Source organism: Pseudomonas sp. MYb13 (assembly GCF_002980075.1).
Classification (GTDB): domain Bacteria; phylum Pseudomonadota; class Gammaproteobacteria; order Pseudomonadales; family Pseudomonadaceae; genus Aquipseudomonas; species Aquipseudomonas lurida.
In genome coordinates, this window is record NZ_PCQI01000013.1 from 43,168 (window position 1) to 56,111 (window position 12,944).

9 protein-coding genes are annotated in these 12,944 nt (G+C 62.7%); 2 read left to right on the top strand and 7 right to left on the bottom strand.

Translation table 11 applies throughout. The features are described 5' to 3' along the window. Positions 1 to 119: 119 nt before the first annotated feature. The 7 genes from cmk to mtnA all read right to left on the bottom strand — a co-directional run bounded on the left by cmk (position 120) and on the right by mtnA (position 10,740). A complete protein-coding gene (gene cmk / locus CQ002_RS21045) occupies positions 120 to 809 on the bottom strand; it encodes a (d)CMP kinase (protein ID WP_034102642.1) in 690 nt (229 codons plus the stop codon). Further along, a complete protein-coding gene (locus CQ002_RS21050) occupies positions 806 to 3,016 on the bottom strand; it encodes a bifunctional prephenate dehydrogenase/3-phosphoshikimate 1-carboxyvinyltransferase (RefSeq protein WP_234010470.1) in 2,211 nt (736 codons plus the stop codon). The genes cmk and CQ002_RS21050 overlap by 4 nt, the downstream gene beginning before the upstream one ends. Before the next feature lie 28 nt (positions 3,017 to 3,044). Continuing rightward, the gene (gene hisC, locus CQ002_RS21055; RefSeq protein WP_034102638.1) at positions 3,045 to 4,157 is read right to left on the bottom strand and encodes a histidinol-phosphate transaminase; all 1,113 of its coding nucleotides are present in this window, start codon (positions 4,155 to 4,157) and stop codon (positions 3,045 to 3,047) included. 9 nt (positions 4,158 to 4,166) lie between these two features. After that, positions 4,167 to 5,261, bottom strand: coding sequence for a prephenate dehydratase (gene pheA, locus CQ002_RS21060; protein ID WP_003172650.1), 1,095 nt, complete (start codon positions 5,259 to 5,261; stop codon positions 4,167 to 4,169). After that, complete coding sequence (gene serC, locus CQ002_RS21065) at positions 5,261 to 6,346, bottom strand: 3-phosphoserine/phosphohydroxythreonine transaminase (protein ID WP_034102635.1); 1,086 nt, start codon at positions 6,344 to 6,346, stop codon at positions 5,261 to 5,263. The genes pheA and serC overlap by 1 nt, the downstream gene beginning before the upstream one ends. A gap of 243 nt (positions 6,347 to 6,589) precedes the next feature. Beyond that, positions 6,590 to 9,244 carry a DNA gyrase subunit A gene (gyrA, locus tag CQ002_RS21070; protein WP_010211963.1) on the bottom strand — a complete coding sequence of 885 codons (2,655 nt, stop codon included), beginning with the start codon at positions 9,242 to 9,244 and terminating at the stop codon, positions 6,590 to 6,592. Between the two features lie 425 nt (positions 9,245 to 9,669). After that, complete coding sequence (gene mtnA, locus CQ002_RS21075) at positions 9,670 to 10,740, bottom strand: S-methyl-5-thioribose-1-phosphate isomerase (RefSeq protein ID WP_034102633.1); 1,071 nt, start codon at positions 10,738 to 10,740, stop codon at positions 9,670 to 9,672. Between the two features lie 108 nt (positions 10,741 to 10,848). Between mtnA and CQ002_RS21080 the strand changes: the two genes are divergently transcribed. Beyond that, a complete protein-coding gene (locus CQ002_RS21080) occupies positions 10,849 to 12,180 on the top strand; it encodes a TRZ/ATZ family hydrolase (RefSeq protein ID WP_069022426.1) in 1,332 nt (443 codons plus the stop codon). A 64-nt stretch (positions 12,181 to 12,244) separates the two neighbouring features. Beyond that, positions 12,245 to 12,943 carry a bifunctional 2-polyprenyl-6-hydroxyphenol methylase/3-demethylubiquinol 3-O-methyltransferase UbiG gene (ubiG, locus tag CQ002_RS21085; RefSeq protein WP_105161842.1) on the top strand — a complete coding sequence of 233 codons (699 nt, stop codon included), beginning with the start codon at positions 12,245 to 12,247 and terminating at the stop codon, positions 12,941 to 12,943. Position 12,944 lies beyond the last annotated feature (1 nt).

A 12,944-nucleotide genomic window follows, 5' to 3' on the forward strand; every position in this document is an offset into this window, starting at 1 on the left:
TTTAATTCCTGTTGATAAGGGCGAAGAATACGCCCATCTCCACACCCCAGACGGTATGGGTCAGTTTCAATTAAAAGAAGCACCACAGGACTATGACTGGTCCCCTGCGGCCTTCTTGGTCACCCGGCGATATCGCGAATGGCGATCTCGCTCATGATGCGTTCCAGCACCTGCTCGATGGACAGCTCCGTGGAATCCAGCTGTATGGCATCAGCCGCCGGCTTGAGCGGGGCTACTGCGCGCTGGGTATCACGCTCATCGCGTGCACGGATCTCATCTAGCAGACTCGACAGACTAACACCATCGACTTTGCCCTTCAACTGCAAGTAACGGCGGCGAGCTCGCTCCTCGGCGCTGGCGGTCAGGAAAATCTTCAATGGCGCGTCGGGAAACACTACGGTCCCCATGTCACGGCCATCGGCCACCAGCCCCGGCGGCTCCTGGAAAGCCCGCTGACGCTGCAGCAGCGCATCGCGCACGGCCGGCAGCGCGGCAACCTGGGAAGCCCAGGAGCCAACTTGTTCATTACGCAGGTCATCCGTCACATCGTCCCCTTCGAGGATGATGCGCTGGGGATGACCTTCCGTCGCGCCGACGAACTGCACGTCGAGGTGCGCTGCCAGCAGCTTCAGGGATTCTTCGTTGGTCAGGTCGACGCCATGGTTGCGAGCGGCAAATGCCAGCAAGCGGTACAACGCGCCCGAATCCAGCAGGCACCAGCCCAGGCGCTTGGCCAGGATGCCGGCGATCGTGCCTTTGCCCGAGCCACTTGGCCCGTCGATGGTAATCACCGGTGCTTTGATATTCACAATTGAGCCTCTTGGGCAACACGGATGCCGACTTGGGCACACAGTGTAAGAAAGTTCGGAAAAGACGTAGCAACATTGGCGCAGTCACGGATACGAATCGGCGCCGCCGCCCGCAGGGAAGCAACGCTGAACGCCATGGCAATCCGGTGATCGCCATGGGCATGGACCTCACCACCGCCCATCAGGCCACCGTCAATGATAATCCCATCGGGGGTCGGTTCACACTTCACGCCCAACGCCAGCAGACCGTCGGCCATGACCTGGATGCGGTCGGATTCCTTCACGCGCAGCTCTTGTGCGCCTCGCAACACGGTACGCCCCTCGGCACAGGCTGCTGCGATGAACAGCACCGGGAACTCATCGATTGCCAACGGCACCAGTGCTTCGGGAATGTCGATCCCTTTCAGCTTCGCCGCGCGCACCCGTAGGTCGGCAACCGGCTCGCCGCCGACTTCGCGCTGGTTTTGCAGGGTGATGTCCGCCCCCATCAGGCGCAGGATATCGATGACACCCGTACGCGTCGGATTGACACCTACATGCTCCAGCAACAACTCGGAGCCCTCGGCGATCGAAGCGGCCACCAGGAAGAACGCCGACGAGGAAATGTCCCCTGGCACCTCTATATGGGTAGCGGTCAAGGTATGGCCCGACTCCAGCGAAGCCGTCGCCCCCTCCACCGCGACCGGATAACCAAAACCGCGCAACATGCGCTCGGTGTGGTCTCGGGTCGGCGCAGGCTCGATCACCGCAGTCTTGCCCTCGGCATACAACCCCGCCAGCAACAGGCAGGATTTGACCTGGGCACTGGCCATCGGCATGGCGTAGGTCAGGCCTTTCAAGGATTGGCCGCCACGGATCGTCAGCGGCGGGCGCCCTTGCGGCCCCGTCTCGATCACTGCGCCCATTTCCTGCAGCGGCTTGGCGACGCGGTTCATCGGGCGCTTGGACAGCGAAGCGTCGCCCGTCAGCACGCTGTCGAAGCGCTGCGCGGCCAGTAGGCCCGACAGCAGGCGCATGGAGGTGCCCGAATTACCGAGATAGATAGGCCCCGGCGCTGGCTTCAAGCCATGCAAGCCCACGCCATGGATGGTCACGCGTCCATGGTGCGGGCCTTCGATGACCACGCCCATGTCGCGAAACGCCTGCAAGGTCGCCAGGGCGTCTTCACCTTCGAGGAAACCCTCGACCTCGGTCACGCCCTCGGCCAACGAACCCAGCATGATCGACCGATGGGAGATCGACTTGTCGCCCGGCACCCGCATGCGTCCGCTCAAGCGGCCGCCCGGGTTGGCGAGGAAGGTCAGGTCATCGGTGCTCACAGCAGTTTCCATGTAGGCCCGGCGCGCCAGGATCTTGCTGAAATGCTCACGCGCCACCCGCGCACGGGTGAACACGCCCAATAATTGATGGCCATCGCCGGCATCAACCGCGTCGCGCAAGGCGTCGAGGTCGCTGCGGAAGGTGTCCAGGGTGCGCAACACCGCTTCGCGATTGGCGAGGAAGATGTCGTGCCACATCACCGGGTCGCTGCCGGCAATCCGCGTGAAGTCGCGGAAGCCACCGGCGGCGTAACGGAAAATCTCGAGGTTCTCGTTGCGCTTGGCCAGGGAATCCACCAGGCCAAATGCCAGCAAATGCGGCAGATGGCTGGTCGCGGCCAGCACTTCGTCGTGACGCTCAACCTGCATGTGCTCGACATCCGCACCCAGCTCACGCCACAAGCGATCCACCACCGCCAAGGCCGCCGGATCGGTTTGCTCCAGCGGTGTCAGGATCACTTTGTGACGACGGAACAGCTGCGCATTCGACGCCTCCACCCCGCTCTGCTCGGAACCGGCGATCGGATGGCCCGGCACGAAACGCGCTGGCATACCGCCAAACGCCTGTTGCGCCGCGCGCACCACATTGCCCTTGGCACTGCCGACATCCGTCAGGATCGCCTGGCCCAGGTCCATGCCCGCCAACACGGCCAGCAATTTCTCCATGGCCAGGATCGGCACGGCCAGCTGGATCACATCAGCGCCCTGGCACGCGAGCGCCAGGTCCGCCTCACAGCGATCCACAACCCCCAACTCAACCGCCAACGTGCGCGATTGCGGGTCCAGGTCCACGCCAACCACTTCGCCACACAACCCGCTTTCACGCAGGCCTTTGGCGAAGGATCCGCCGATCAACCCCAGGCCGACCACCACCAGGCGACCGATCATAGGCACAGCAGGTTGCAATGCAGTGACATCAACCACGAGCCAGGACCTTGGCCAACGCCTCCAGGAAGCGGCTGTTTTCAGCCGGCAAACCGATGGTGATACGCAGGTGGTTCGGCATGCCGTAGTTGGCTACCGGACGCACGATCACGCCTTCGCGCAACAGGCCCTGGAATACCGGGGCAGCCTCTTGGCCGAGGTCGACGCAGATGAAGTTGCCCTTGGACGGAATCCAGCCCAGGCCCAGCTCACGGAAACCGTCCTGCAACTGCAGCATGCCGCTTTCGTTGAGGCGACGGCCCTCTTCCAGGTACTCGGCATCCTTCACCGCCGCACAGGCCGCGGCCAGGGCGAGGCTGTTGACGTTGAACGGCTGGCGCACGCGGTTCAGCACATCGGCGACCACCGCAGTGGACAGGCCATAGCCGACGCGCAGCGACGCCAGGCCATAGGCCTTGGAGAAGGTGCGCGAGACCAGCAAGTTGGGGTACGCCGCCAGGAAATCGAGGCCGTCCGGCAGGTCGCTGCCCTCGGCATACTCGATGTAGGCCTCGTCCAGCACCACCAGCACGTGCTCCGGCACGTCTTGCAGGAAGTCGTCCAACGCCTGGGCATCGAACCAGGTGCCGGTCGGGTTGTTCGGGTTGGCGATAAACACCACGCGGGTCTGTGCGTCGATGGCCGCCAGCATGGCCGGCAGGTCATGGCCCCAGTCCTTCGCAGGAATGACGCGCGCGTCGGCGCCGACAGCCTGGGTCACGATCGGATAGACCGCAAACGCGTGCTCGCTGAACACCGCGTTCAAGCCCGGCGCCAGGTAGGCACGACCGACCAGCTCAAGGATGTCGTTGGAGCCGTTACCCAAGGTCACCTGGTTCAGTTCGACCCGGCACTTGCGCGCCAGCAGGGACTTGAGCGCAAAGCCGTTGCCATCGGGGTAGCGGGTCAGCTCGGCCAATTCCTCACGGATCGCCGCCAAGACTTTGGGGCTAGGGCCCAGCGGGTTCTCGTTACTCGCCAACTTGACGATCTTGGAAGGATCCAGGTTCAACTCACGCGCCAGCTCGTCCACAGGCTTGCCCGGAACGTAAGGCGACAGTTGTTGCACGCCCGGCTGGGCCAGGGCGAGGAAGTTGCCACTCATGTTAAAGCCTCACAAAACCGCTTTCGGGTAAGAGCCCAGCACCTTGAGTGCCACGGCTTCCTGACTGATTTTCTCGAGCACGCCCTTGACCAGTGGGTCGCGGTGGTGGCCGATGAAGTCGATAAAGAACACGTACGTCCATTTACCGCTGCGCGAAGGACGTGTCTCGATGCGCGTCAGGTCAATCCCGTTATCGTGGAACGGCACCAGCAGCTCATGCAGCGCGCCGGGCTTGTTGCTCATGGAGACGATGATCGAGGTCTTGTCGTCGCCGGTCGGCGGCACTTCCTGGCTGCCGATCATCAGGAAGCGCGTGGAGTTGTCCGGGCGGTCCTCGATTTTCTCGGCCAGGCGCGTCAGGCCGTAAAGGCCCGCGGCCATGTCACCGGCGATGGCTGCCGAATTCCACTCACCCTTGACCCGCTTGGCCGCCTCGGCGTTGCTGGAGACCGCCACGCGCTCGACATTCGGGTAGTGCGCATCCAGCCACTTGCGGCACTGGGCCAGGGACTGGGCGTGGGAGTAGATGCGGCTGATGCTGTCGGTCTTGGTGTTCTCGCCCACCAGCAGGTGATGGTGGATGCGCAGCTCGACTTCGCCACAGATCACCATGTCGTGTTCGAGGAAACTGTCCAGCGTGTGGTTGACCGCGCCTTCGGTGGAGTTTTCCACCGGCACCACGCCAAAGTTCACCGCACCGGCCGCGACTTCACGGAACACTTCATCGATCGCCGCCATGGGCTTGCTGATCACCGCGTGGCCGAAGTGCTTCATGGCCGCCGCTTGGGTGAAGGTGCCTTCAGGGCCGAGATAGGCGACTTTCAGCGGCTGCTCAAGGGCCAGGCACGAGGACATGATTTCACGAAACAACCGCGCCATCTCTTCGTTGCCCAACGGGCCTTTGTTGCGCTCCATCACGCGCTTGAGCACCTGGGCTTCACGCTCGGGGCGGTAGAACACCGGCACTTCGCCTTCCGCCAGGGACGCCATTTTCACCCGTGCCACTTCCTGGGCGCACCGCGCGCGCTCACTGATCAGCTCCAGGACTTTCTCGTCCAGGCTGTCAATGCGTACACGCAGGGCCTTGAGTTCTTGCTCAGACATTAGCCGTGTTCCTTTTCGAACTCTGCCATGTAGGCAACCAGCGCCTTGATGGCGTTGATGTCGACAGCGTTGTAGATGGAGGCGCGCATGCCACCGACCGAACGATGGCCCTTGAGGTTCAGCAGGCCGCGCTCGTCGGCACCGGCCAGGAATGGCTTGTCCAGGCGATCGTCAGCCAGGCGGAACGGCACGTTCATCCACGAGCGGTCGCTCAGGTTGATCGGGTTGCTGTACAGGCCGCTGGCGTCGATGAAGTCGTACAGGGTGCGCTTCTTCTCTTCGTTCAGCTTGCCCATGGCCGCTACGCCGCCCTGCTCTTTCAGCCACTCGAAGACCAGGCCGGACAAGTACCAGGCGAACGCCGGCGGGGTGTTGTACATCGAGCCGTTATCGGCCGCGACCTTGTAGTTGAGCATGGTCGGGCAGAGCGAACGGGCACGACCGAGCAGGTCTTCGCGGATGATGTTGACCAGGATGCCGCTCGGGCCGATGTTCTTCTGCGCGCCGGCGTAGATCATGCCGTACTTGGACACGTCGATCGGGCGCGAGAGGATGTCCGAGGACATGTCGCACACCAGCGGGACGTCGCCCACTTCCGGTACCCAGTCGAATTCCAGGCCGCCGATGGTTTCGTTCGCGACGTAGTGCACGTAGGCAGCGTCCTTGGACAGCTTCCACTCGTTCTGGCCTGGAATAGCGAAGTAGTCATAAGGCTTGGCGGTGCCCGCCACATTGACGTGGCCGTAGCGGGAGGCCTCTTCAATGGCCTTCTGGCCCCAGATACCGGTGTCGATGTAGTCGGCGGTGCCATCTTCCGGCAACAGGTTCAGCGGCAGCTGGGCGAACTGCTGGCTGGCGCCGCCTTGCAGGAACAACACTTTGTAGTTGGATGGGATGTCCAGCAAGTCGCGCAGATCCTGCTCGGCCTTGGTGGCAATGGACACGAACTCATCGCTGCGATGGCTCATTTCCATCACGGAGAGGCCTTTTCCATGCCAGTCGAGGAGTTCACCCTGCGCGCGCTGCAGGACTGCTTCAGGAAGCGCCGCGGGACCGGCACAGAAGTTATAGGCTCTCTTGCTCACATCCAATCTCACTCTGATCTGGTGGGGCTGCAATCATGTTCGGCAACATCCTTTCTCTGGAGCGAACCCTTGTGGGAGCTGGCTTGCCTGCGATAAGGGCACCTCGGTAGCGCAGTGATACCGCGGCGCTGCCATCGCAGGCAAGCCAGCTCCCACATTGACCGCGTCCAGCCAAAGGACGTGTTATTTCACAAGGGACAAACAACAAGGGGGCGAATCTTCATCCGCCCCCTGTGTGTCCGCTTATTCCTGCGGTTCTTCTTCGTCTGCGGCAGCGTCGAGGGTTGGCTCGTCGACGTTGTCATCGCCTGCTGCGATCACCTCGCCTTCGAATTCCTCGCCTTCCAGCTCTTCGCCTTCGACTTCCGACGGCTCCTGGACACGCTCCAGGCCGACCAGCTTCTCGTCCTTGGCCAGCTTGATCAGGGTCACGCCCTGGGTGTTACGGCCCAGGCTCGACACTTCAGCCACACGGGTACGTACCAAAGTGCCCTGGTCGGAAATCAGCATGATCTCCTCGCCATCGAGCACCTGGACCGCGCCGACCAGACGGCCATTGCGGTCGTTGCTGACCATGGCAATAACGCCCTGGCCGCCACGCTTGTACTCCGGGAACTCGCTGATGGCGGTGCGCTTGCCATAACCGCGTTCGGAAGCGGTGAGGATCTGGCTGCCTTCTTCCGGGATCAGCATCGAAATCAGCTTCTGCCCTTCTGGCAGGCGCATGCCGCGCACACCGCGAGCGGTACGGCCCATGGCGCGAACGTCGGATTCCTTGAAGCGCGTGACCTTGCCGCCGTCGGAGAACAGCATGACTTCACGCTCGCCATCGGTAATGGCAGCGGAGATCAGCACGTCGCCTTCGTCCAGCTCCAGGGCGATCAGGCCCACGCTGCGCTGACGACTGAAGGATTCCAGCGGGGTCTTCTTCACGGTGCCTTTGGCGGTGGCCATGAAGATGAAGTGACCTTCGGTGTATTCCTCGACCGGCAGCATGGTGGTGATGTATTCATCACTGTCCAGCGGCAGCAGGTTGACCAGCGGACGACCACGGGCGGCACGGGACGCTTCCGGGATTTCGTAGGTTTTCAGCCAGTACACCTTGCCTTTGCTGGAGAACAGCAGCAGCGTGGTGTGGCTGTTGGCGACCAGCAGGTGAGCGATGTAGTCCTCATCCTTCACGCCAGTAGCCGATTTACCTTTACCACCACGACGCTGGGCCTGGTACGCAGCCAGGGGCTGGGTCTTGGCGTAGCCACCGTGGGAGATGGTCACCACACGCTCTTCTTCCGGGATCATGTCACCCAGGGTCAGGTCGAGGCGCGCATCGAGGATCTCGGTGCGGCGCACGTCGCCGTACTCGGCGCGGATCACTTCCAGTTCTTCGCGGATCACTTCCATCAGGCGCACGGCGCTGCTGAGGATGCGGATCAACTCGCCGATCTGGTTGAGGATCTCCTGGTACTCGGCCAGCAGCTTCTCGTGCTCCAGGCCGGTGAGGCGGTGCAGGCGCAGTTCCAGGATGGCCTGGGCCTGTTCCGGCGACAGGAAGTACTTGCCTTCGCGCAGACCGTATTGTGGGTCCAGGGTCTCCGGACGGCACGAGTCGGCGCCGGCACGTTCAACCATGGCCACCACGGCGCTGGATTCCCAAGGGGTGCTGATCAGCGCCTCTTTGGCTTCCGACGGGGTAGGCGACGCCTTGATGAGGGCGATCACCGGGTCGATGTTCGACAGCGCAACCGCCTGGCCTTCCAGGATATGGCCGCGCTCGCGGGCCTTGCGCAGTTCGAACACGGTGCGGCGGGTGACCACTTCGCGGCGGTGACGCACGAAGGCTTCCAGCAGGTCCTTGAGGTTCAGGATGCGCGGGCGGCCGTCGATCAGTGCAACCACGTTGATACCAAACACGCTTTGCAGCTGGGTCTGGGCGTAGAGGTTGTTGAGGATCACCTCGGGCACTTCGCCACGACGCAGCTCGATCACCACGCGCATGCCGTCTTTGTCGGACTCGTCGCGCAGCTCGGTGATGCCTTCGAGCTTCTTCTCTTTGACCAGCTCGGCGATCTTCTCGATCAGACGCGCCTTGTTCAGCTGGTACGGGAGCTCGGTGATGACGATCTGCTGGCGGCCACCGACCTTGTCGATGTCTTCGATGATCGAGCGGGCGCGCATGTAAATGCGGCCGCGACCGGTGCGGTAGGCTTCGATGATGCCGGCGCGACCGTTGATGATCGCGGCGGTCGGGAAGTCCGGACCGGGGATGTATTGCATCAGCTCATCGACCGTCAGCTCGGGGTTGTCGATGAGGGCCAGGCAACCGTCGATGACTTCACCGAGGTTGTGCGGCGGGATGTTGGTCGCCATGCCCACGGCGATACCGCTGGAACCGTTGACCAGCAGGTTGGGGATCTTGGTCGGCATGACGGCCGGGATCATTTCGGTGCCGTCGTAGTTCGGCACCCAGTCCACGGTTTCTTTGTGCAGGTCGGCCAGCAGCTCGTGCGCCAGCTTGGTCATGCGCACTTCGGTGTATCGCATGGCCGCGGCGTTGTCGCCGTCGACCGAACCGAAGTTGCCCTGGCCGTCTACCAGCAGGTAGCGCAGGGAAAACGGCTGGGCCATCCGAACGATGGTGTCGTACACCGCAGTGTCGCCGTGAGGGTGATACTTACCGATCACGTCACCGACAACACGGGCAGATTTCTTGTACGGCTTGTTCCAGTCGTTACCCAGCTCGCTCATCGCGAACAGCACACGCCGGTGCACGGGCTTCAAGCCATCGCGCGCATCAGGCAGTGCCCGACCGACAATTACGCTCATCGCGTAGTCGAGGTAGGACTGTTTCAGCTCGTCTTCGATATTGACCGGGAGGATTTCTTTGGCCAGTTCGCCCATGAGAAGCCTGATTCCTTTTTCGGGTGAAACCTCGTCACATCCATATGGGACGAACGAAGCTCGCCGCTGCCGGCAAAGTGCCTGACAACGACTTACGACAAATCAACGAGTTATGACACGGATCTGCACGTTATAGGCCACCCCTCGGGGCAACCCTGGAAACCGCCGGATGTTATCACAATCGCCGCCACGCACCTATCCCCCTGATGCGCATGGAGCATAGTAAGTTGACGGATGACAGGCTTGAGGGCGACGAGAGGGGCTCAGAAGTGGGGTGGTGCTATTTTTCGGGCGTGGTTCCAAGGTTTTTATTGACTTAAATGGCCAATCGCGGGCGAACCTGCCCCCACACTTGGACAGTGTTCACACATCCAAGTGTGGGCGTTGGCTTGCCTGCGATAGCAAAGTCACAAGCGCCAAGCCCCTCAATGCAAGCGCTTGCGGCACATCAACTTGGCCAGCTTGGCCGTATCCGGCCGCTCGACAACGCCTTTTTCGGTGACGATCACATCAATCAGGTCAGCCGGCGTGACATCGAATACCGGGTTGAACGCCGCCACCTCGAGGCGCTGTCCCGGCACGTCCAGCAACTCACCGGCATCGCGCTCTTCCAGGGCGACGTCATCGCCGGTGGCGATCATCATGTCCAGGGTCGAGCTCGGCGCCACCACCATGAAACGCACACCGTGGTGCATGGCGCACACCGCCAACTGGTAGGTGCCGATCTTGCCGATCACATCACCATTGGCGGCAATGCAATCGGCGCCGACGATCACCCAGGTCACGCCCTTGGTCTTGAGGATGTGCGCGCCGGCCGAGTCGGCATTCACCGTCACCGGGATGCCCTCGCCCGCCAGCTCCCAGGCGGTCAGCCGCGAACCTTGCAGCCACGGCCGGGTTTCATTGGCGTAAACCTGCTCGACCATGCCTTCCAGGTAGGCCGCGCGAATCACCCCCAGCGCCGTACCGACGCCGCCGGTCGCCAAGGCGCCTGCATTGCCATGGGTGAGGATGGCCTGGGCGTTGCCCTGGTGCTTGCGGATCAGTTCGACGCCCAGCTGCGCCATGGTCAGGTTGGCTTCGCGATCACTTTCGTGGATCGCAATCGCCTCGGCTTCCAGCACCGACAGCGGGTCCGCGTGCTTCTTGACGCGGTCGAGCCGGTCGCGCATGCGCTTCAACGCCCAGAACAGGTTCGACGCAGTGGGACGGGTATCGGCTAACAGTGCGTAGTCTTCCTCCCAGGCGGCCTGCCAGTCACCGCCCTCGGCGATCCGCTCGCGGGCAGCCAGCACCAGGCCGTACGCGGCGCTGATGCCAATGGCCGGTGCCCCGCGCACCACCATCGAACGGATGGCCGCCGCCACGTCATCGACCGTCACACAGGCCACCCAGCTTTCCCGGGACGGCAGGGCACGCTGATCGAGCAGGTACAGCGCGCCATCACGCCAATCGATGGCCTTCACCTTCTCCGCTGCCAACAGTCGATCGCGCATCCCTTACTCCGCACTCATGAACAAAGCCGCCGATTATAGCGATCCGCCAGCCAGGACGCTCGGGTATACTTCGCCCTTCTTTTATAGCTGCCTGGGAAGAAGCCTGCGATGACCTCCACTGCCGCCCCGCTCGACCTGTTGCTGCTGCCAACCTGGCTGGTGCCTGTCGAACCCGCCGGCGTGGTGCTCAAGGAGCATGGCCTGGGCATTCGCGATGGGCGCATTGCCTTTATCGGGCCACGGGCAGCGGCGTTGAAGCTGTCGGCCACCGACGTGCGCGAGCTGCCGGGCATGCTGCTCAGCCCCGGCCTGATCAACGCCCACGGGCACGCGGCGATGAGCCTGTTTCGTGGCTTGGCCGACGACCTGCCGCTGATGACCTGGCTGGAAAAACACATCTGGCCCGCCGAGGCCAAATGGGTCGATGAAGCCTTCGTGCGCGACGGCACCGACCTGGCCATCGCCGAACAGCTCAAGGGCGGCATTACCTGTTTCTCCGACATGTACTTCTTCCCCAAGGTCGCCAGCGATTGCGTGCACAACAGCGGCATGCGCGCGCAGATCGCCATCCCGATCCTCGACTTCCCGATTCCCGGCGCCAGCACGCCCGATGAGGCGCTGCGCCAGGGCATCGAACTGTTCGGCGACCTCAAGCACCACCCGCGCATCAAGATCACCTTCGGCCCCCACGCGCCCTACACGGTGTGCGATGGCAACCTGGAAAAAATCCGGGTGATCGCCGAAGAGCTGGACGCCGCGATCCACATGCATGTCCATGAAACCGCCTTCGAGGTGCAGCAAGCCGTCGAGCAGACCGGCGAGCGCCCACTGGCGCGCCTGGGTCGCCTCGGGCTGCTGGGGCCGCGCTTCCAGGCCGTTCATATGACCCAAATCAGCGAGGACGACCTGGCTTTGCTGGTAGAAAGCAACACCAGCGTCATCCATTGCCCGGAATCGAACCTGAAACTGGCCAGCGGCTTTTGCCCGGTGGAGCGTCTGTGGCAGGCTGGCGTTAACGTGGCCATCGGCACCGATGGCGCCGCCAGTAACAATGACCTCGACCTGCTGGGCGAAACCCGCACCGCAGCGATGCTGGCCAAGGCTGTCGCCGGCTCGGCCACTGCGCTGGATGCCCATCGGGCGCTGCGCATGGCGACGCTCAACGGCGCGCGGGCCATGGGACTGGAAAGCGAGATTGGCTCGCTGGAAGTTGGCAAGGCGGCGGATATCGTCGCCTTCGATCTGTCGGGGCTGGCGCAACAACCGATCTACGATCCGGTCTCACAACTTATATATGCCACCGGACGCGATTGCGTGAAACACCTTTGGGTCGCCGGCAAGCAACTGCTCGACGACCGGCAATTGACCCGCATGGATGAACACCAGTTGACCGAGACGGCCATTGCCTGGGGTCAACGGATCAGCGGGCACAGCGAATAACGCCGGTCTTGAACCCTGGCGTTCAGGACTGACAAACCGATTTATCAGATTTAGAGGATTCACCATGAGCAACGTCGACCACGCCGAAATCGCCAAATTCGAAGCCCTGGCTCACCGCTGGTGGGACCGCGAGAGCGAGTTCAAGCCCCTGCACGACATCAACCCGCTGCGGGTCAACTGGATTGACGAGCGCGTCAACCTGGCCGGCAAGAAGGTGCTGGACGTCGGTTGCGGCGGCGGCATCCTCAGCGAAGCCATGGCCCAGCGCGGCTCGACCGTGATGGGCATCGACATGGGCGAAGCGCCGTTGGCCGTGGCCCAGTTGCACCAGCTGGAATCCGGCGTGAGCGTGGAGTACCGCCAGATCACCGCCGAAGCCCTGGCCGAAGAGCTGCCCGAGCAGTTCGATGTGGTCACCTGCCTGGAAATGCTCGAACACGTGCCGGACCCATCCTCGGTCATCCGTGCCTGCTTCCGCATGGTCAAGCCGGGCGGCCAGGTGTTCTTCTCCACCATTAACCGCAACCCCAAGGCCTACCTGTTCGCGATCATTGGCGCCGAATACATCATGAAGTTGCTGCCGCGCGGCACCCACGACTTCAAGAAATTCATCCGCCCATCCGAACTGGGCGCCTGGAGCCGCCAGGCCGGCCTGACCGTCAAGGACATCATTGGCCTGACCTACAACCCGCTGACCAAGCACTACAAGCTGGCCAACGATGTTGACGTCAACTACATGATCCAAACCCTGCGCGAGGAGTGAG

Excerpts from the sequence above, each read along its gene's own strand:
- CQ002_RS21080 (WP_069022426.1), top strand. The coding sequence starts at position 10,849 with ATGACCTCCACTGCCGCCCCGCTCGACCTGTTGCTGCTGCCAACCTGG.
- CQ002_RS21050 (WP_234010470.1), bottom strand. The coding sequence starts at position 3,016 with ATGATCGGTCGCCTGGTGGTGGTCGGCCTGGGGTTGATCGGCGGATCC.
- gyrA (WP_010211963.1), bottom strand. The coding sequence starts at position 9,244 with ATGGGCGAACTGGCCAAAGAAATCCTCCCGGTCAATATCGAAGACGAG.
- pheA (WP_003172650.1), bottom strand. The coding sequence starts at position 5,261 with ATGTCTGAGCAAGAACTCAAGGCCCTGCGTGTACGCATTGACAGCCTG.
- hisC (WP_034102638.1), bottom strand. The coding sequence starts at position 4,157 with ATGAGTGGCAACTTCCTCGCCCTGGCCCAGCCGGGCGTGCAACAACTG.
- mtnA (WP_034102633.1), bottom strand. The coding sequence starts at position 10,740 with ATGCGCGATCGACTGTTGGCAGCGGAGAAGGTGAAGGCCATCGATTGG.
- ubiG (WP_105161842.1), top strand. The coding sequence starts at position 12,245 with ATGAGCAACGTCGACCACGCCGAAATCGCCAAATTCGAAGCCCTGGCT.